Here is an 18,068-nt window from a genome sequence, read left to right on the forward strand (position 1 = left end):
CGCCGTGCCGGGAAGCTCAGCCGCCGTACGAACGCAGGGCGTCGATGGCCCGGACGGTGACGTCCTCCACCGGGCCCGTGGCGTCGATACCCACCAGCTTGCCCTGGGCGCCGTAGTAGTCGACCAGCGGCGCGGTCTTGTCCGCGTACTCCCGCAGGCGGGTGGCGATGGTCTCCGGCTTGTCGTCGTCGCGCTGGAACAGCTCGGCGCCGCAGCGGTCGCAGATGCCTTCGCGGGTGGTCGGGTCGAACTCGACGTGCCAGATCTTGCCGCAGCCCCGGCAGGTACGCCGGCCGGAGAGCCGCCGGATCACCTCGTCGTCGTCGACGACCAGCTCCAGCACCAGGTCGAGCGCGGTGCCGAGGTCGGCGAGGAGCTTGTCCAGCGCGGCGGCCTGCGGGGTCGTGCGCGGGAAGCCGTCGAGGAGGAAGCCCTCGCTGGCGTCCGGCTCGGCGAGCCGCTCCCGGACCATGTTGATGGTCACCTCGTCCGGCACCAGCTCGCCGGCGTCCATGTACCGCTTCGCCTCGACCCCGAGCGGCGTGCCCTGCGACACGTTCGAGCGGAAGATGTCCCCGGTCGAGATCTTCGGCACCGAGAGGTGCGCGGCGATGAACTCGGCCTGCGTGCCTTTGCCCGCGCCCGGTGGGCCAACCAGAACGAGTCTCATCTACCGCAGGAACCCTTCGTAGTTCCGCTGCATCAGCTGGCTCTCGATCTGCTTGGTGGTCTCCAGACCGACGCCGACCATGATCAGCACAGCGACACCGCCGAACGGGAAGTTCAGGTACTGCTGCCGGTCGAGCCAGATGAAGAAGAAGTTCGGCATGATCGAGATGGCGGCCAGGTAGAGCGAGCCCGGCAGGGTGATCCGGCTGAGGATGAAGTCCAGGTAGTCGGCGGTCGGCTTGCCGGGGCGGATGCCCGGCACGAAGCCGCCGTACTTCTTCATGTTGTCCGCGACCTCGGTCGGGTTGAACGTGATCGAGACGTAGAAGTACGTGAAGAAGATGATCAGCAGGAAGTAGACCGAGATGTAGATCGGGCTGGTCGGGTCGACCAGGTTGTTCTGGATCCACGCCTGGGTCTTGCCCGGGTTGTTCGGGTCGAAGAACTGCAGGGCCAGCTGCGGCAGGTAGAGCAGCGACGAGCCGAAGATGACCGGGATGACGCCGGCCTGGTTGACCTTCAGCGGGATGTAGGTCGAGGTGCCGCCGTACATCCGCCGGCCGATCATCCGCTTGGCGTACTGCACCGGGATCCGGCGCTGCGCCTGCTCGATGAAGGTGACCGCGGTGATGATGAGCAGGACCAGCGCGATGACCAGGAGGAACTTGCCCCAGCCCTGAGTCTGCTTGATCTGCCAGCCCTCGCTGGGGAGGCGGGCCGCGATCGAGGTGAAGATCAGCACGGACATGCCGTTGCCGACGCCGCGGTCGGTGATCAGCTCACCGAGCCACATCACCACGCCCGTGCCGGCGGTCATCGTCATCACCAGCAGCGACAGGGTCAGCCAGTCCGGGATGCCGGTCCCCTCGGGGATGATCGGGAACTGGTCGCACTGGTTCTGGAAGAGCTGCCCCGAGCGGGCCAGCGCGACGAACGCCGAGGCCTGGAGGACACCCAGCCCCAGGGTCAGGTAGCGGGTGTACTGGGTGATCTTCGCCTGACCGGCCTGACCCTCTTTGCGGAGCTGCTCCAGCCGCGGGATCACCACGGTCAGCAGCTGCAGGATGATCGACGCGGTGATGTAGGGCATGATGCCCAGCGCGAAGACGGACAGCTGCAGCAGCGCCCCGCCCGAGAAGAGGTTGAGCAGGTTCAGTACGCCCGTGGAGCCGTTCTCCAGGGTGTCCAGACACTTCTGCACGTTGGCGTAGGACACACCGGGGCTCGGCAGCGTGGCGCCGAGCCGGTAGATCGCGATGATGCCTACTGTGAAGAGAATCTTCTTGCGCAGGTCAGGCGTACGGAACGCACTGAGAAAGGCGGACAGCAACTTCTTCCTCCTGCGCGAGGCGGGCCGCCGGTGGTCCCTGGCGGGGCGGGGTGGCCGGGCGGGCGCCCGGTATCCATGGCTGGGAACGGACTCTAACAGCCCGGTCCCGGTCCGGGCAGGTGTGCCCGGCTACATAAACCGATTCCGATATTACCGGGACCACACGTCCCAGGTGGACCATGGCGCCCGCCAGTTGGCGGACAACTGGGCGGGCGCCATGGCGGACAGCCTTACAGCTCGGTGACCGAGCCACCGGCGGCGGTGATCTTCTCCTTGGCCGACGCGCTGAACGCGTGCGCCGACACCTGGAGCGCCACCCCACCGAGGTCGCCCGTCCCGAGCACCTTGACCGGCTGGCCCTTGCGGACCGCACCGGCCTCGACCAGCTCGACCGGGCCGACCTGGCCGCCGTTCGGGAACAGCTCGGCGAGCCGGTCCAGGTTGACGACCTGGAAGGTCACCTTGAACTTGTTCTTGAAGCCCTTCAGCTTCGGCAGGCGCATGTGGATGGGCATCTGCCCACCCTCGAACGCCGCCGAGATGTTCTTCCGGGCCTTCGAGCCCTTGGTACCGCGACCGGCGGTCTTGCCCTTGGAGCCCTCACCGCGACCCACCCGGGTCTTGGCGGTCTTGGCACCGGGCGCCGGGCGCAGGTGGTGAACCTTGATCGTCATTACTCGACCTCCTCGACCTTCACGAGGTGGTTGACCGTGAAGATCATGCCGCGGATCTCCGGACGGTCCTCCTTGACCACCACGTCGTTGATCCGCTTGAGGCCGAGCGAACGCAGCGAGTCACGCTGGTTGCGCTTGGCCCCGATGTCGGACCGGACCTGGGTGACCTTCAGGCGAGCCATCAGGACGCCACCTCCGCCCGGGACGCCAGCATGGCGGCCGGCGCGACGTCCTCGACCGGCAGACCACGACGGGTCGCGACGGCCTCGGGCGACTCCAGCGCCTTCAGGGCCGTCACCGTGGCGTGCACGATGTTGATCGGGTTGGACGAGCCGAGGCTCTTGGAGAGCACGTCGTGGATGCCCGCGCACTCCAGCACGGCACGCACCGGACCACCGGCGATGACACCCGTACCGGCCGAGGCCGGCTTGAGCAGCACCACGCCGGCCGCCTCCTCGCCCTGCACCGGGTGCGGGATCGAGGTGCCGATCATCGGCACCTTGAAGAAGTGCTTCTTGGCCTCCTCGACACCCTTGGCGATCGCCGCGGGCACCTCCTTGGCCTTTCCGTAGCCCACGCCGACGGTGCCGGCGCCGTCGCCCACGACCACGAGGGCGGTGAAGCTGAAGCGACGACCACCCTTCACGACCTTGGCGACGCGGTTGATCGCGACGACCCGCTCGAGGTGCGGGGTCTTCTCGACGGGCGCGTTTCCGCGGCCGCCCTCACGGCGGTTGTCGCGGCGACCACCCTCGTTGCCACCGGACCCGCCGCCACGGCGCTGTTGACCTGGCATCAGCAGCCTTCCTTTTCTCTCGTGACGGGGTTTGTCAGAACTCGAGCCCGGCTTCGCGGGCGGCGTCGGCAAGCGCGGCGACCCGCCCCGCGTACCGGTTGCCACCGCGGTCGAAGACGACCTTGGAGATGCCAGCGGCCTTGGCCCGCTCGGCGATCAGAGCGCCGACCTTGCCGGCCAGGGCGCTCTTGTCGCCTTCGGCACCCCGCAGCGACGCGTCCAGGGTCGAGGCCGACACCAGGGTGTGACCCTTGGTGTCGTCCACGATCTGGGCGACGATGTGCCGCAGGGAGCGGGTGACCACCAGGCGGGGACGCTCGGGCGTACCACTGATGTTCTTGCGGACCCGGAAGTGCCGGCGCGCACGCCCGACGGCGCGCTTGGCGGCGACGCCGCGGCGGCGCTTGAGCAGCGTGGCGCTCACTTCTTACCTGCCTTTCCAGCCTTGCGGCGGATGACCTCGCCCTGGTACTTCACGCCCTTGCCCTTGTAGGGCTCCGGCGGGCGGATCTTCCGGATGTTCGCGGCGACCTCGCCGACCAGCTGCTTGTCGATGCCGGCCACGTGGAACAGCGTCGGCCTCTCCACCGTGAAGGTGATGCCCTCCGGCGCCTGCACCAGAACCGGGTGCGAGAACCCGAGCGCGAACTCCAGATCCTTGCCCTTGGCGGTGACCCGGTAGCCGGTGCCCGCGATCTCCAGGCTCTTACGGTAGCCCTCGGTGACGCCGACGATCATGTTGGCGACCAGGGTACGGCTCAGGCCGTGCAGCTCCTTGGCCTTGCGCTCGTCGTTCGGGCGGGCGACGTTCAGCTGCCCGTCCTCGGCCTTCTCGATGGTGATCGGCTCGGCCAGGGTGTGCGAGAGCTCGCCCTTGGGGCCCTTGACCTTGACGGTCCGGCCGTCGATCGTGACGTCGACGCCGGATGGCACCGGGATCGACTTACGTCCAATACGCGACATTTCTACCTGTCTCCCGTTACCAGACGAAGGCGAGGACTTCCCCGCCAACGCTCCGCTTGCGGGCCTGCCGGTCGGTGAGCAGCCCCTGGGACGTCGAAATGATCGCCACGCCCAGCCCGCCGAGCACCCGCGGGAGCTCGCCCGACTTGGCGTACACCCGGAGGCCGGGCTTGGACACGCGCTTGATGCCGGCCAGGCTCCGCTCGCGGTTCTGGCCGTACTTCAGCTCGACGACCAGTCGCTTGCCGACGGCGCCCTCCTCGGGCTCCTCGACCGACCAGGTGGCGATGTACCCCTCGGACTTGAGGACCTCGGCGATGTTCGCCTTGATCTTCGAGTAGGGCATCGTCACCCGGTCGTGGTACGCCTGGTTGGCGTTACGCAGACGCGTGAGCATGTCTGCGATCGGGTCGGTCATCGTCATTAAACTCGTCAACCTTTCTCGCCGGGGTTCCCGGGGCTACCCCGGGCCTACGGCGAAGAGACAGTGCAGCTGACGCGCGGAGCGCGCCGGGCTATTACCAGGAAGCCTTGGACACGCCGGGCAGCTCACCGCGGTGGGCCATCTCCCGGATGCAGACCCGGCAGAGACCGAACTTGCGGTAGACCGCCTTCGGACGCCCGCACCGCTGGCAGCGGGTGTACGCGCGAACCGAGAACTTCGGCTTCGCGGCCGCCTTGAGGATCAGCGCCTTCTTGGCCATCTCAGTTCTCCTTGAACGGGAAGCCCAGGAGCTTGAGCAGCGCCCGGCCCTCGTCGTCGGTCGTGGCGGTGGTGACCACCGTGATGTCCATGCCCCGCTGGCGATCGATCTTGTCCTGGTCGATCTCGTGGAACACCGACTGCTCGGTCAGACCGAACGTGTAGTTGCCGTGCCCGTCGAGCTTGCGCCCGTCGAGGCCGCGGAAGTCGCGGATACGCGGCAGCGCGATCGACAGCAGCCGGTCCAGGAACTCCCACATCCGGTCGCCGCGCAGGGTGACCTTCGCGCCGATCGGCATGCCCTCCCGCAGCTTGAACTGCGCGATGGACTTGGACGCCCGCCGCACCTGCGGCTTCTGGCCGGTGATGGTCGCCAGATCGCGGACGGCGCCCTCGATCAGCTTGGCGTCCCGGGCGGCCTCGCCGACACCCATGTTGACGACGATCTTGACCAGCCGCGGCACCTGCATCGGGTTGCCGTAGTTGTACTGCTCGCGCAGCTGGGCCACGATCTCGTTGCGGTACCGCTCCTTGAGGCGCGGCATGGTCTTGGTTTCGGTAGCCGTGGTCATCACAGGTCCTTACCGGTGCTACGCGCGATGCGGACCTTCTGGCCGTTCTCGTCGATCCGGTAGCCGACGCGGGTCGGCTTCCCGTCGGAGTCCAGGACCATCACGTTCGAGACGTGGATCGGGGCCTCCTGGGTGACGATGCCACCGGTCTTGGCGCCACGCTGGGTGGTGCTGATGCGGGTGTGCTTCTTGACCCGGTTCACGCCCTCGACCAGGACCTTGTCCTGCCGCGGGTAGGCCGCGATGACCTTGCCCTTGGCACCCTTGTCCTTGCCGGCGATGACGACGACCGTGTCGCCCTTCTTGACCTTCACGGTCACAACACCTCCGGCGCGAGAGAAATGATCTTCATGAACCGCTTGTCCCGCAGCTCGCGGCCCACCGGGCCGAAGATACGGGTGCCACGCGGGTCCCCGCCGTCCTTGATGATGACGGCGGCGTTCTCGTCGAAGCGGATGTACGAGCCGTCCGGCCGCCGCTTCTCCTTGGCGGTGCGAACGACGACAGCCTTGACGACGTCGCCCTTCTTGACACCGGCACCCGGGATCGCGTCCTTGACGGTGGCCACGATGACGTCGCCGATGCCTGCGTAGCGCCGACCGGAGCCACCGAGCACCCGGATGCACAGGATCTCCCGGGCACCCGTGTTGTCGGCGACGCGCAGTCGCGACTCCTGCTGAATCACGTCTATCTCCTATGTCTGCCGGTTCTCCGGCCGCACGCGGCGGCCGGAGCCTGGCGGAACCTGCGCCCCCCGGCCAACGCCGGGTGGGCTTGAGCCTTCGCTACTTGGCCTTCTCGAGGATCTCCACGAGCCGCCACCGCTTGGTGGCCGAGAGCGGCCGGGTCTCCATGATCAGGACCCGGTCGCCGATGCCGGCGGAGTTCTGCTCGTCGTGGACCTTCAGCTTGCTGGTACGGCGCATGATCTTGCCGTACAGCGCGTGCTTGACCCGGTCCTCGACCTCGACGACGACGGTCTTTTCCATCTTGTCGCTGACCACGAGACCCTCACGCACCTTGCGACGGGCCCGCGCGCTGGCGGTGGTGTTCTCGCTCATCCTGCAGTCACCTCAGTCGGCGCGGCCGAGAGCCCCAGCTCGCGCTCACGCATGATCGTGTAGATCCGGGCGATCTCCCGACGGATGACCTGCAGCCGCCGGTTGTTGTCCAGCTGCCCGGTTGCGGCCTGCACGCGGAGGTTGAACAGCTCCGCCTTGGCCTCGCGCAGCTTCGTGACCAGCTCCTCCTCGGAGAGCTCACGCAGCTCGGCGGCCTTAACGCCCGCTGCCATCAGGATTCACCCACTTCGCGCGTAACAATCCGGCACTTCATCGGGAGCTTGTGGATCGCGCGGCGCATGGCCTCACGCGCGATCTGCTCGTTGGGGAAGGACATCTCGAAGAGGACCCGCCCCGGCTTCACGTTCGCGACCCACCACTCGGGCGAACCCTTACCGGAACCCATCCGGGTCTCGGCCGGCTTCTTGGTGAGGGCCTGGTCCGGGAAGATCGTGATCCAGACCTTGCCGCCACGCTTGATGTGGCGGGTCATCGCGATACGCGCCGACTCGATCTGACGGTTGGTCACGTACGCCGGCTCGAGAGCCTGGATCCCGAACTCGCCGAACACCACCCGGTTACCACCCTTGGACGCGCCGCTGCGGTCCGGGTGGTGCGGCTTGCGGAAGCCCTTCGGGGGCTTGCGCGGCATCAGCATCTGTCAGCCCTCCTGCTGCGGTTCTGCCGCGGCGGCGACGGCGGACGCATCCACCGGCTCGCCGCTCGGCGTCTCGGCCTGCTGCGCGATGGTGGTCGCGGCGGCCCGGCCGGCCTCGGTGCCACCGGGGGTCGTGCCGGACGAGCCGGACCGACCACGGCGCGGCCGCTCGGGGCGGTCGCCGCGCTCACGGCGCGGGCGCGACGGAGCCTCGGCCGGAGTCTCCCGACCCGGCACCGCGTCGCCCTTGTAGATCCAGACCTTCACGCCGATCCGGCCGAAGGTGGTACGGGCCTCGAAGAAGCCGTACTCGATGTTGGCCCGCAGCGTGTGCAGCGGGACCCGGCCCTCGCGGTAGAACTCGGTCCGGCTCATCTCGGCGCCGCCGAGACGGCCCGAGACCTGGACCCGGATGCCCTTGCAGACCGGGTTCTTCATCGCGGACTGCATGGCCTTGCGCATCGCCCGGCGGAAGCTGACCCGGCTGGACAGCTGCTCCGCGACGCCCTGCGCCACGAGCTGCGCGTCCGACTCGGGGCTCTTCACCTCGATGATGTTGAGCTGGACCTGCTTGCCGGTCAGCTTCTCGAGCTCGCCGCGGATCCGGTCGGCCTCCGCACCCTTACGGCCGATGACGATGCCCGGCCGGGCGGTGTGGATGTCGACGCGGACCCGGTCCCGGGTGCGCTCGATGTCGACCTTGGAGATCCCGGCGCGCTCGAGGCCCTTGGACATCATCCGGCGGATCTTGACGTCCTCGCCGATGTAGTCCTTGTAGAGCTTGTCCGCGAACCAGCGCGACTTCCAGTCGGTCGAGATGCCGAGCCGGAACCCGTGCGGGTGAACCTTCTGACCCATTACTCGGCACCCTCCGTCTTGCTCTCGGTCTCCGCCGGCGCGGCCTGCGCCTCCGGGGCCGCCTTCGTCGCCGCCGCCTTCTTCCCGGCCGCCTTCCTCGGCGCGGCCGGAGCCACCGCCTCAACCGCGACGGTGATGTGGCAGGTGCGCTTCCGGATCCGGTACGCCCGGCCCTGCGCCCGCGGCTGGAACCGCTTCATGGTCGGGCCCTCGTCCACGTACGCCTCGCTGACGAGCAGCGCGTCGGGGTCCAGCCGCTCGTTGTTCTCCGCGTTGGCGATCGCGCTCGCGAGCACCTTGTACACCTGCTCGCTCGCGGCCTGCGGCGCGAACTGCAGCACCGTGAGCGCCTCCTTCGCGGGCAGGCCGCGGACGAGGTTGACCACCCGGCGCGCCTTCATCGGCGAGATGCGCACGTACCGCGCAACCGCCCGCGCGCCCGGAAGCACCGGAGCGTCGCCCTTTCCTGGCATCGCTGTAACCCCTTGTTCCTCTATCCGTATGCCCGCGGCGTCAGCGCCGGCGGCTCTTCCGGTCGTCCTTCTCGTGACCCTTGAACGTGCGGGTCAGCGCGAACTCGCCGAGCTTGTGCCCGACCATCGCCTCGGTCACGAACACCGGGACGTGCTTGCGTCCGTCGTGCACCGCGATCGTGTGGCCCAGCATCTCGGGGATGATCGTCGAGCGCCGCGACCAGGTCTTGATGACGTTCTTCGTGCCCTTGTCGTTCTGCGTCTCCACCTTCTTGATCAGGTGGTCGTCGACGAACGGGCCCTTCTTCAGGCTGCGAGGCATGTCTTATCTCCCTCAGCCGCGCTTACGCGTGGCGTAGCGGCGGCGGACGATCAGCCGGTCACTCGGCTGGCCCTTACGACGGGTGCGGCCCTCGGGCTTACCCTGCGGGTTGACCGGGTGGCGACCACCGGAGGTCTTGCCCTCACCACCACCGTGCGGGTGGTCGACCGGGTTCATCGCGACACCACGGACGGTGGGTCGCTTGCCCTTCCACCGCATCCGGCCGGCCTTACCCCAGTTGATGTTCGACTGGTCGGCGTTGCCGATCTCGCCGATGCTGGCGCGGCAGCGCACGTCCACGCGCCGGATCTCACCGGACGGCATGCGCAGGGTCGCGTACGCGCCCTCGCGGCCGAGCAGCTGGATGCCGACGCCGGCCGAACGGGCCAGCTTGGCGCCGCCGCCCGGGCGCAGCTCCACGCTGTGGATCGTGGTGCCGACCGGGATGTTGCGCAGCGGCAGGTTGTTGCCCGGCTTGATGTCGGCGCTCGGTCCGGACTCGACGACGTCGCCCTGCTTCAGGTCCTTCGGCGCGATGATGTACCGCTTCTCGCCGTCCAGGTAGTGCAGCAGCGCGATCCGCGCGGTGCGGTTCGGGTCGTACTCGATGTGCGCGACCTTCGCCGGCACGCCGTCCTTGTCGACCCGCTTGAAGTCGATGATCCGGTACTGCCGCTTGTGGCCGCCACCGTGGTGCCGGGTGGTGATCCGGCCGTGGGCGTTGCGACCGCCCTTCTTGGGCAGCGGAGCCAGCAGCGACTTCTCGGGCGTCGACCGGGTGATCTCGGCGAAGTCGGCGACGCTCGAGCCACGCCGGCCCGGCGTCGTCGGCTTGTACTTACGGATAGCCATTGTCTACACCCCTCAGCTGACCGGGCCGCCGAAGGCCTCGATGCGGTCACCGTCAGCCAGCTTCACCATCGCCCGCTTGGTGTCCTTGCGCTTGCCGAACCCGGTGCGGGTCCGCTTGCGCTTGCCCTCGCGGTTGAGCGTGTTGACCGTCAGGACGCGGACGTTGAAGATCTGCTCGATGGCGATCTTGATCGCGGTCTTGTTCGCGTCCGGGTGCACCAGGAAGGTGTACCAGTTGCGGTTCAGCTCGCTGTAGCTCTTCTCCGAGACGACCGGCGCCACGATGATGTCGCGCGGGTCGGCGATCGTGCTCACTTGCCACCCTCCTCGGTGGTCTCGGCGGGAACGCCCAGGAACTCGTCCAGGGCCTCCTTGGTGAAGACCACGTCGTCGGCCACCAGCACGTCGTACGTGTTGAGCTGGCCGGCCTCGATCAGGTGCACCCGCGGCTCGTTGCGCAGCGACACCCAGTTCAGCTCGTCGGTGCTGCTCAGCACGACCAGCACCCGGCGGGCGTCGGTCAGCTTCGCCAGCGTGGCCAGCGCGGCCTTGGTCGACGGCTTCTCGCCCGAGACGAACGCCTCGACGACGTGCACCTTGCCGGCGCGGGCCCGGTCGGAGAGAGCGCCACGCAGGGCGGCGGCCTTCATCTTCTTCGGGGTCCGCTGGCTGTAGTCGCGCGGCACGGGACCGTGCACCACGCCACCGCCGGCGAACTGCGGCGCGCGGATCGAGCCCTGCCGGGCCCGGCCGGTGCCCTTCTGCTTGTACGGCTTCTTGCCGCCGCCGGCGACCTCGCCGCGGGTCTTGGTCTTGTGCGTGCCCTGCCGGGCCGCCGCGAGCTGGGCCACCACGACCTGGTGCATCAGCGCGACGTTGGCCTGCGCGTCGAAGATGTCGGCGGGCAGCTCGACGGCGCCGGCCTTGGTGCCTTCGACGGTGAGGACGTCAACGGTGGTCACTTGCCCGCACCACCCTTCTTCGCCTTGGCCTTGGCCGCGGTGCGGACCAGGACCAGCGCGCCCTTGGGGCCGGGGATGGCGCCGCGGACGAGCAGGAGGTTGTTCTCGGTGTCGACCGCCTGGACGGTCAGGTTCTGGACGGTGTAGCGCACGCCACCCATCCGGCCGGCCATCCGGGTGCCCTTGAAGACACGGCCCGGGGTGGCGCAGGCGCCGATGGAGCCCGGCGAGCGGTGCTTGCGCTCGACACCGTGGCTGGCGCGCAGGCCGTGGAAGCCGTGCCGCTTCATCGGGCCGGCGTAGCCCTTGCCCTTGGTCTTGCCGGTCACGTCGACCGAGACGCCGGCCGGGAACTGCTCGACCGTGACCTCCTGGCCGAGCGCGTACTCGGCGGCGTCGCTCGTGCGCAGCTCGACGATGTGGCGCCGGGGCGCGACGTCGGCCTTCGCGTAGTGACCGCTGATCGGCTTCTTGACCTTGCGCGGGTCGATGGCGCCGTACGCCAGCTGGACCGCCGCGTAGCCATCCTTCTCGGGGCTACGAACCTGGCTGACGACGCACGGGCCGGCCTGAACCACGGTCACCGGGACAACGCGGTTGTTGTCCCAGACCTGGGTCATGCCGAGCTTCGCGCCCAGGATCCCCTTGACTTGCCTGTCCATTTGTCCGATCCCTACAGCTTGATCTCGATGTCGACGCCAGCCGGCAGGTCGAGGCGCATGAGCGAGTCGACCGTCTTCGGGGTCGGGTCGATGATGTCGATCAGCCGCTTGTGCGTACGCATCTCGAAGTGCTCGCGCGAGTCCTTGTACTTGTGCGGCGAGCGGATGACGCAGAAACGGTTGATCTCCGTGGGCAGCGGCACCGGGCCCGCGACCTGCGCCCCGGTACGCGTCACCGTCTCGACGATCTTCCGAGCCGAGGAGTCGACGACCTCGTGGTCATAGGCCTTGAGCCGGATGCGGATCTTCTGTCCCGCCATGGTGGCTTCTGTTCCTTCTCTCGATGCCGCTGTGTTGCGGGCGCCTGTGCCGGCTGGCACAGGCCCACTTCGCCGACCCCCGCGGTCGGGCGTGTCGCGCCCTTGGGCCAGGCTCCGCCCCGGGACTCCGGAGCGATCCTGACCACGCGGTGGGTCCTGGCGTCGATCGCATTACCGCGACCTGGACGCCGTGCGAGGGTGGTTGACGGACTGGCCGCCAACCACCCTACGCCCGACTGGCCCACCCACCTGGAGGTTCGGCGAACCGAACGCAGGCGGAACGAACCGTCGTTACGCAACCTGACTAGTATGCCGCACGACCGGCGGCGGGTCTAATCGGGGTTACCCAGCTCACTTGATGATCTTGGTGACGCGACCCGCGCCAACCGTGCGACCACCCTCACGGATCGCGAACTTGAGGTTCTCCTCCATCGCGATCGGCTGAATGAGCTTCACGCTCATCGAGGTGTTGTCGCCCGGCATGACCATCTCGGTGCCCTCGGGGAGGGTGACGACACCGGTGACGTCCGTGGTCCGGAAGTAGAACTGCGGACGGTAGTTCTGGAAGAACGGGGTGTGCCGGCCGCCCTCCTCCTTGGAGAGGATGTAGACCGTCGCCTCGAACTCCGTGTGCGGGGTCGTGGTGCCCGGCTTGATGACGACCATGCCGCGCTCGACGTCCTCGCGCTTGATGCCACGCAGCAGCAGACCGACGTTCTCACCCGCGCGGGCCTCGTCGAGCAGCTTGCGGAACATCTCGATGCCGGTGCAGACCGTCTTCTGCGACTTCTCGCGGATACCGACGATCTCCACCTCCTCGTTCGGCTTGAGGACGCCGCGCTCCGCGCGACCGGTGACGACGGTGCCACGGCCGGTGATCGTGAAGACGTCCTCGATCGGCATCAGGAACGGCTTCTCGATTTCGCGCTCCGGCTGCGGGATCGCGGTGTCGACCGCGGTCATCAGGTCCAGCAGGCGCTGGGTCCACTCGGGGTCGCCCTCGAGGGCCTTCAGCGCGGACACCCGGACGACCGGCAGGTCGTCACCCGGGTACTCCTGCGAGGAGAGCAGCTCGCGGACCTCGAGCTCGACGAGCTCCAGGAGCTCCTCGTCGTCGACCATGTCGCTCTTGTTGAGCGCCACGACGATGTACGGCACGCCAACCTGGCGGGCCAGCAGCACGTGCTCGCGGGTCTGCGGCATCGGGCCGTCGGTCGCCGCGACCACCAGGATCGCGCCGTCCATCTGGGCGGCACCGGTGATCATGTTCTTGATGTAGTCGGCGTGACCGGGGCAGTCGACGTGCGCGTAGTGCCGCGCCTCGGTCTGGTACTCGACGTGCGAGATCGAGATCGTGATACCCCGCGCCTTCTCCTCCGGCGCGTTGTCGATCTGGTCGAACGGCGTGTACGGGTTCAGTTCCGGGTACTGGTCGTGCAGGACCTTGGTGATGGCCGCCGTCAGCGTCGTCTTACCGTGGTCGATGTGACCAATGGTGCCGATGTTGACGTGCGGCTTAGTCCGCTCGAACTTCGCCTTCGCCACTGGTGTCCTCCTGTGGACTTTCTTGGTTCGTTCGCCCCGGCGCGCCGGTCGGCGCTTAGGACTCTGTCGACAGCCTTTCCGACCTGACGGTCGGAGAGCCTTTGGTGGGTTCTGCGGCGATGAAGCCTACAGGCCCGGATTCACACACTCCGACCGAGGTGGTCGCGGGCGGGAGAACCTCCCGCGACCACACCCGGCTCATCGGGTCAGCTCAGGTGAGCGTCACTCACCGGTCGCCTTGGCGATGATCTCCTTGGCCACCGAGGCGGGAACCTCGGCGTAGGAGTCGAACTGCATGCTGTAGCTAGCCCGGCCCTGGGTCTTCGACCGCAGGTCGCCGACGTAGCCGAACATCTCCGACAACGGCACCAAGGCGCGGACGACGCGGGCACCGCCGCGCTCCTCCATCGCCTGGATGATGCCACGGCGGGAGTTGAGGTCGCCGATGACGTCACCCATGTTCTCCTCAGGAGTGGTGACCTCAACGGCCATCATCGGCTCGAGCAGCGCCGGGTCGGCCTTGCGGGCCGCCTCCTTCAGCGCCATCGAACCGGCGATCTTGAACGCCATTTCGGACGAGTCGACCTCGTGGTACTGACCGTCCACCAGCGTCAGCTTCACACCGACCAGCGGGAAGCCGGCGAGGATGCCGTACTGCATGGCGTCCTGCGCACCCGCGTCCACCGAGGGGATGAACTCCCGAGGGATGCGGCCACCGGTGACGGCGTTCGCGAACTCGTAGGTCGGGGCCTCGTTGTCCAGCGGCAGCGGCTCCAGGCTGATGATGACCCGGGCGTACTGGCCGGAACCACCGGTCTGCTTCTTGTGGGTGTACTCGACCTTCTCCACCGGACGGCGGATGGTCTCGCGGTACGCCACCTGCGGCTTGCCGATGTTGGCCTCGACGTTGAACTCGCGACGCATCCGGTCCACCAGGATGTCCAGGTGCAGCTCGCCCATGCCCGAGATGACCGTCTGGCCGGTCTCGTCGTCCAGCTTGACGCGGAAGGTCGGGTCCTCCTCGGCCAGCCGCTGGATGGCGGTGCTGAGCTTCTCCTGGTCGGCCTTGGTCTTCGGCTCGATGGCCACCTCGATGACCGGCTCCGGGAAGGTCATCGACTCGAGGATGACCGGGTTCGCCGGGTCGCACAGCGTGTCACCGGTGGTGGTCTGCTTCAGACCCTGGACCGCGATGATGTCGCCAGCCTTGGCGGAGCTGCGCTCCTCCCGCTTGTTGGCGTGCATCTGGTAGATCTTGCCGATCCGCTCCTTGCGGTCCTTGGTGGAGTTGACCACCTGCGACCCGGACTCGACCACGCCGGAGTAGACCCGGACATAGGTGAGCTTGCCGAGGTGCCGGTCGGTCTGGATCTTGAAGGCGAGACCGGAGAACGGCTCCGACGTGGACGGCTTGCGCTGCATCGGCGTCTCGCCGTCGGTCGCGGTGCCCTCGATCGCCGGGATGTCCAGCGGCGACGGCAGGTAGGCGACCACCGCGTCGAGCATGGGCTGGATGCCCTTGTTCTTGAACGCGGTGCCGCACAGCACCGGGTTGGCCTTGCCGGCGATGGTGGCGCGGCGGATGGCGGCCTGGATGTCGTCGGCAGAGATCTCGTCGCCCTCGAGGTACTTCTCCATCACCGAGTCGTCGACGTCGGCCAGGGTCTCCAGCAGCTTCTCGCGCCACTCGGCGGCGGTGTCCGCCAGGTCGGCCGGGATCTCCTCGACCGCGTAGTCCTCACCCTTCTGGGTCTCCCCGCGCCAGGTGAGGGCACGCATGCCGACGAGGTCCACCACACCGATGAAGTCGGATTCGGCGCCGATCGGCACCTGCAGGACCAGCGGCGTGGCGTTGAGCCGGTCGATCATCATCTGCACGCAGCGGAAGAAGTCGGCACCGGTCCGGTCCAGCTTGTTGACGAAGCACATCCGCGGGACGTTGTACTTGTCGGCCTGGCGCCAGACGTTCTCCGTCTGCGGCTCCACGCCGGCGACACCGTCGTAGACCGCGACCGCACCGTCCAGAACCCGCAGCGACCGCTCGACCTCGACCGTGAAGTCGACGTGGCCGGGCGTGTCGATGATCTGGATCGTGTGGCCCTTCCACTCGCACTTCGTGGCGGCGGAAGTGATGGTGATACCGCGCTCCTGCTCCTGCTCCATCCAGTCCATGACGGCAGCGCCCTCGTGGACTTCACCGATCTTGTACGTGATACCGGTGTAGAACAGGATCCGCTCGGTGGTAGTGGTCTTACCGGCATCGATGTGCGCCATGATGCCGATGTTGCGTACGTTGGCGAGCGCGTCTGCGGCGGCCACTTCAGTCCCTAACTTTTGTCGTCTCGACAACAACTGGTTGTGGTTCCGGCGCCGGATGGCGCCGGAACCGGGGTGTTACCAGCGGTAGTGCGCGAAGGCCTTGTTGGACTCGGCCATCTTGTGGGTGTCCTCGCGCCGCTTGACGGCGGCACCGAGACCGTTGCTCGCATCCAGCAGCTCGTTCATCAGCCGCTCGACCATGGTCTTCTCGCGCCGGGCGCGGGCGTAGGTGACCAGCCAGCGCAGACCGAGGGTGGTCGCCCGGGCGGGGCGGACCTCGACCGGCACCTGGTAGGTGGCGCCACCGACACGGCGGCTGCGCACCTCGAGGGTCGGCTTGACGTTGTCCATCGCCCGCTTCAGGGTGACGACCGGGTCGGTGCCGGACTTCTCGCGGCACCCCTCAAGGGCCTCGTACACGATGCGCTCGGCGAGCTGCCGCTTGCCGCGCAGCAGGATCTTGTTGACGAGCTGGGTGACCAGCGGCGAGTTGTACACCGGGTCAGCGACCAGCGGCCGCCGCGGAGCGGGTCCCTTACGCGGCATGTCAGCTCTTCTCCTTCTTCGCGCCGTAGCGGCTGCGCGCCTGCTTGCGGTTGCGGACACCCTGGGTGTCCAGCGAGCCGCGAACGATCTTGTACCGCACGCCGGGGAGATCCTTCACACGGCCGCCGCGCACGAGCACGATCGAGTGCTCCTGCAGGTTGTGGCCGACGCCCGGGATGTAGGCGGTCACCTCGATCTGGCTGCTGAGCTTGACACGAGCGACCTTGCGCAGCGCCGAGTTCGGCTTCTTCGGGGTGGTGGTGTACACGCGGGTGCACACGCCGCGCCGCTGGGGAGACCCCTTCAGCGCCGGGGTCTTCGTCTTGGTCGTCTTGGCCTGCCGGCCCTTGCGGACCAGCTGTTGAATGGTGGGCACCGGGTTTCTCCGCTCCCTTCGGCCGCCGCTCAGCGACCGCGCCGTCTGCTCTAGCCGGCCTGATGGACGGCTCTCCTACATTCCAACCAGGGCCACCTGACGGGGTCCCAGCACCCGCGGTCGGGCGTGTCGCCCGGCTCACGGTCCCCGGGCCGTCGCTCACGCGCACCCGGGGTGTGTCACCGGCACGCGGCAGGCCGTGCACCGGATCCTCTGGCATGTCATCGTGCTGCGGCGGGAGCACCGGCACGACCGGATCCTGCGCACGCACGAACCGCCCGGGCTTGCCCGGGCACAAGGGGAAAGAGTACCTACCACAACCGCGCTGGTCAAAACGGGGCGGCCACCCGGGCGTCTCACCGCCCGCCGATCGGAACCGTCCGGCCCGCGCACCCGTGATGGGCACCTAGGGAAACAAGTGTACCGGCTGCGGCGGCATCCGGCCCGTCGGCCCCGGTGGTTGCCGCCGGCTCCCGGGTCGCCCCGGCAGCACGGGTCACGCCAACGACACCAGGAACGCCAGCCCCAGCCCGAGCAGGCTGATCAGCAGCCCCGTCGCACCGCAGCTGACCCCCGCGACGGCCAGACCCCGCCCGGTGAACCGGACCGCCGGCGGGGCCACGGGCCGACGGATCTGCCGCAGCCCCAGCAGGCCGGCGCCGACGGCGCCGGCCCCGGTCAGGACCGCCAGCACGGTGAAGGCGCCAGCGGCCCAGACACCGTCCCAGTCCGGCCCGGCCACCCCGAAACAGATCACCAGCAGCGAGACCAGGATCGAGACGATCCCGGTCGCCAGCGAACCCACGGCCAGGCCGGAGGCGACCGGTGGCACGTCGAGGTGCACCACGCCGAAGGGCGTGCCGGGCACCGGATCGACCCGCTTCGGCGCCCGCACCGCGTCCCGCGGCGGCGGTGGTGGCACCGCGGGCAGCGGAGCCCAGCCGGGGGTCGCGATCGGCGGGGTACCGCCCGACGGAGCGCCCCAACCTCCGGCGCCGGGCGTGACCGCACCCGCCGGCGGGCCCGGCGGAGTGGTGGCCGGGCGCGCCCACGGGTCGTGTACCGGCACGCCCGACGGCGTCGCAGCCGGCCCGGAGGGCACAGCCGGCCCGTCGGGCGCAGGCGTCGCCGGCGACCCGGAGGGCGCCGGCGTCGGAGGCGGCCCGGAGGGTGCCGGCGTCGGAGGCGGCCCGGACGGATGGCGGGACCAGGGATCGGGTGACGACGCCGGGCTACCGGAAGCGCCCCGCTCCCACCGCCCACCCGCCGTCGAGGTGTCCGGCCAGCCGGGCGCCGTCGGGTCGGTGCCCTGCGGGCGCGCCGGGTCGGTCACGGGTCCTCCTGTCGGCAGTCGGCGTCCACGCGCCGGGGCGACGGGACACCGGCCAGGCTACCGCCGGCAGGCGA

The 18,068-nt window shown here is 68.6% G+C and carries 28 protein-coding genes; all 28 read right to left on the reverse strand.

What is annotated here, in order from left to right; translation table 11 throughout:
• Window positions 1–16 precede the first annotated feature (16 nt).
• The 28 genes from EV376_RS01815 to EV376_RS01950 all read right to left on the reverse strand — a co-directional run bounded on the left by EV376_RS01815 (window position 17) and on the right by EV376_RS01950 (window position 17,529).
• A complete protein-coding gene (locus EV376_RS01815; protein WP_130320424.1) occupies window positions 17–670 on the reverse strand; it encodes an adenylate kinase in 654 nt (217 codons plus the stop codon).
• Entirely contained in the window at window positions 671–1,999 is a 1,329-nt protein-coding gene (gene secY, locus EV376_RS01820; RefSeq protein WP_130320425.1) for a preprotein translocase subunit SecY, read from the reverse strand.
• Between the two features lie 230 nt (window positions 2,000–2,229).
• Window positions 2,230–2,673 (reverse strand): 50S ribosomal protein L15, encoded by a 444-nt coding sequence (rplO, locus tag EV376_RS01825; protein ID WP_130320426.1) that lies wholly within the window; start codon window positions 2,671–2,673, stop codon window positions 2,230–2,232.
• Complete coding sequence (gene rpmD, locus EV376_RS01830; RefSeq protein WP_130320427.1) at window positions 2,673–2,855, reverse strand: 50S ribosomal protein L30; 183 nt, start codon at window positions 2,853–2,855, stop codon at window positions 2,673–2,675. The genes rplO and rpmD overlap by 1 nt, the downstream gene beginning before the upstream one ends.
• Window positions 2,855–3,469, reverse strand: a complete 615-nt coding sequence (rpsE, locus tag EV376_RS01835) for a 30S ribosomal protein S5 (RefSeq protein WP_130320428.1) — start codon at window positions 3,467–3,469, stop codon at window positions 2,855–2,857. Before rpsE ends, rpmD begins: the two co-directional genes overlap by 1 nt.
• 34 nt (window positions 3,470–3,503) lie before the next feature.
• Window positions 3,504–3,893 (reverse strand): 50S ribosomal protein L18, encoded by a 390-nt coding sequence (rplR, locus tag EV376_RS01840; RefSeq protein ID WP_130320429.1) that lies wholly within the window; start codon window positions 3,891–3,893, stop codon window positions 3,504–3,506.
• On the reverse strand, window positions 3,890–4,432 hold the full coding sequence (gene rplF, locus EV376_RS01845; RefSeq protein WP_130320430.1) for a 50S ribosomal protein L6: 543 nt from the start codon (window positions 4,430–4,432) through the stop codon (window positions 3,890–3,892). Before rplF ends, rplR begins: the two co-directional genes overlap by 4 nt.
• Before the next feature lie 16 nt (window positions 4,433–4,448).
• Window positions 4,449–4,856 carry a 30S ribosomal protein S8 gene (rpsH, locus tag EV376_RS01850; RefSeq protein WP_130320431.1) on the reverse strand — a complete coding sequence of 136 codons (408 nt, stop codon included), beginning with the start codon at window positions 4,854–4,856 and terminating at the stop codon, window positions 4,449–4,451.
• Window positions 4,857–4,950: 94 nt separating this feature from the next.
• Window positions 4,951–5,136, reverse strand: coding sequence for a type Z 30S ribosomal protein S14 (locus EV376_RS01855; protein ID WP_007073023.1), 186 nt, complete (start codon window positions 5,134–5,136; stop codon window positions 4,951–4,953).
• A 1-nt stretch (window position 5,137) separates the two neighbouring features.
• Complete coding sequence (gene rplE, locus EV376_RS01860; RefSeq protein ID WP_130320432.1) at window positions 5,138–5,707, reverse strand: 50S ribosomal protein L5; 570 nt, start codon at window positions 5,705–5,707, stop codon at window positions 5,138–5,140.
• Window positions 5,707–6,027: a 50S ribosomal protein L24 gene (rplX, locus tag EV376_RS01865; protein ID WP_207228005.1), complete on the reverse strand. Its 321-nt coding sequence runs from the start codon at window positions 6,025–6,027 to the stop codon at window positions 5,707–5,709. Before rplX ends, rplE begins: the two co-directional genes overlap by 1 nt.
• The gene (gene rplN / locus EV376_RS01870) at window positions 6,024–6,392 is read right to left on the reverse strand and encodes a 50S ribosomal protein L14 (RefSeq protein WP_089244879.1); all 369 of its coding nucleotides are present in this window, start codon (window positions 6,390–6,392) and stop codon (window positions 6,024–6,026) included. The genes rplX and rplN overlap by 4 nt, the downstream gene beginning before the upstream one ends.
• A 100-nt stretch (window positions 6,393–6,492) precedes the next feature.
• On the reverse strand, window positions 6,493–6,768 hold the full coding sequence (rpsQ, locus tag EV376_RS01875; protein ID WP_091594945.1) for a 30S ribosomal protein S17: 276 nt from the start codon (window positions 6,766–6,768) through the stop codon (window positions 6,493–6,495).
• On the reverse strand, window positions 6,765–7,001 hold the full coding sequence (rpmC, locus tag EV376_RS01880; RefSeq protein WP_012015118.1) for a 50S ribosomal protein L29: 237 nt from the start codon (window positions 6,999–7,001) through the stop codon (window positions 6,765–6,767). The genes rpsQ and rpmC overlap by 4 nt, the downstream gene beginning before the upstream one ends.
• The gene (gene rplP / locus EV376_RS01885) at window positions 7,001–7,426 is read right to left on the reverse strand and encodes a 50S ribosomal protein L16 (protein ID WP_007465292.1); all 426 of its coding nucleotides are present in this window, start codon (window positions 7,424–7,426) and stop codon (window positions 7,001–7,003) included. Before rplP ends, rpmC begins: the two co-directional genes overlap by 1 nt.
• Window positions 7,427–7,429: 3 nt before the next feature.
• Window positions 7,430–8,284 carry a 30S ribosomal protein S3 gene (gene rpsC, locus EV376_RS01890; protein WP_130320434.1) on the reverse strand — a complete coding sequence of 285 codons (855 nt, stop codon included), beginning with the start codon at window positions 8,282–8,284 and terminating at the stop codon, window positions 7,430–7,432.
• Window positions 8,284–8,757, reverse strand: a complete 474-nt coding sequence (gene rplV, locus EV376_RS01895; protein WP_130320435.1) for a 50S ribosomal protein L22 — start codon at window positions 8,755–8,757, stop codon at window positions 8,284–8,286. Before rplV ends, rpsC begins: the two co-directional genes overlap by 1 nt.
• Before the next feature lie 40 nt (window positions 8,758–8,797).
• The gene (rpsS, locus tag EV376_RS01900; RefSeq protein ID WP_091125151.1) at window positions 8,798–9,079 is read right to left on the reverse strand and encodes a 30S ribosomal protein S19; all 282 of its coding nucleotides are present in this window, start codon (window positions 9,077–9,079) and stop codon (window positions 8,798–8,800) included.
• Between the two features lie 12 nt (window positions 9,080–9,091).
• Window positions 9,092–9,931, reverse strand: a complete 840-nt coding sequence (rplB, locus tag EV376_RS01905) for a 50S ribosomal protein L2 (RefSeq protein WP_130320436.1) — start codon at window positions 9,929–9,931, stop codon at window positions 9,092–9,094.
• A gap of 12 nt (window positions 9,932–9,943) precedes the next feature.
• Window positions 9,944–10,246, reverse strand: a complete 303-nt coding sequence (gene rplW / locus EV376_RS01910; protein WP_091125159.1) for a 50S ribosomal protein L23 — start codon at window positions 10,244–10,246, stop codon at window positions 9,944–9,946.
• Window positions 10,243–10,893, reverse strand: coding sequence for a 50S ribosomal protein L4 (gene rplD / locus EV376_RS01915; RefSeq protein ID WP_130320437.1), 651 nt, complete (start codon window positions 10,891–10,893; stop codon window positions 10,243–10,245). Before rplD ends, rplW begins: the two co-directional genes overlap by 4 nt.
• A complete protein-coding gene (rplC, locus tag EV376_RS01920) occupies window positions 10,890–11,555 on the reverse strand; it encodes a 50S ribosomal protein L3 (protein WP_130320438.1) in 666 nt (221 codons plus the stop codon). The genes rplD and rplC overlap by 4 nt, the downstream gene beginning before the upstream one ends.
• Before the next feature lie 11 nt (window positions 11,556–11,566).
• A complete protein-coding gene (gene rpsJ, locus EV376_RS01925; RefSeq protein ID WP_007073037.1) occupies window positions 11,567–11,875 on the reverse strand; it encodes a 30S ribosomal protein S10 in 309 nt (102 codons plus the stop codon).
• Window positions 11,876–12,226: 351 nt separating this feature from the next.
• Window positions 12,227–13,420: an elongation factor Tu gene (gene tuf / locus EV376_RS01930; protein WP_130320439.1), complete on the reverse strand. Its 1,194-nt coding sequence runs from the start codon at window positions 13,418–13,420 to the stop codon at window positions 12,227–12,229.
• Window positions 13,421–13,642: 222 nt separating this feature from the next.
• Window positions 13,643–15,739: an elongation factor G gene (fusA, locus tag EV376_RS01935; protein WP_130320440.1), complete on the reverse strand. Its 2,097-nt coding sequence runs from the start codon at window positions 15,737–15,739 to the stop codon at window positions 13,643–13,645.
• 75 nt (window positions 15,740–15,814) lie between these two features.
• Window positions 15,815–16,285, reverse strand: coding sequence for a 30S ribosomal protein S7 (gene rpsG, locus EV376_RS01940; protein WP_130320441.1), 471 nt, complete (start codon window positions 16,283–16,285; stop codon window positions 15,815–15,817).
• 1 nt (window position 16,286) lies between these two features.
• Window positions 16,287–16,661: a 30S ribosomal protein S12 gene (gene rpsL / locus EV376_RS01945; RefSeq protein ID WP_007465318.1), complete on the reverse strand. Its 375-nt coding sequence runs from the start codon at window positions 16,659–16,661 to the stop codon at window positions 16,287–16,289.
• A gap of 496 nt (window positions 16,662–17,157) precedes the next feature.
• Window positions 17,158–17,529 (reverse strand): hypothetical protein, encoded by a 372-nt coding sequence (locus EV376_RS01950; RefSeq protein WP_130328487.1) that lies wholly within the window; start codon window positions 17,527–17,529, stop codon window positions 17,158–17,160.
• Window positions 17,530–18,068 lie beyond the last annotated feature (539 nt).

Source organism: Micromonospora sp. CNZ295 (genome assembly GCF_004217535.1).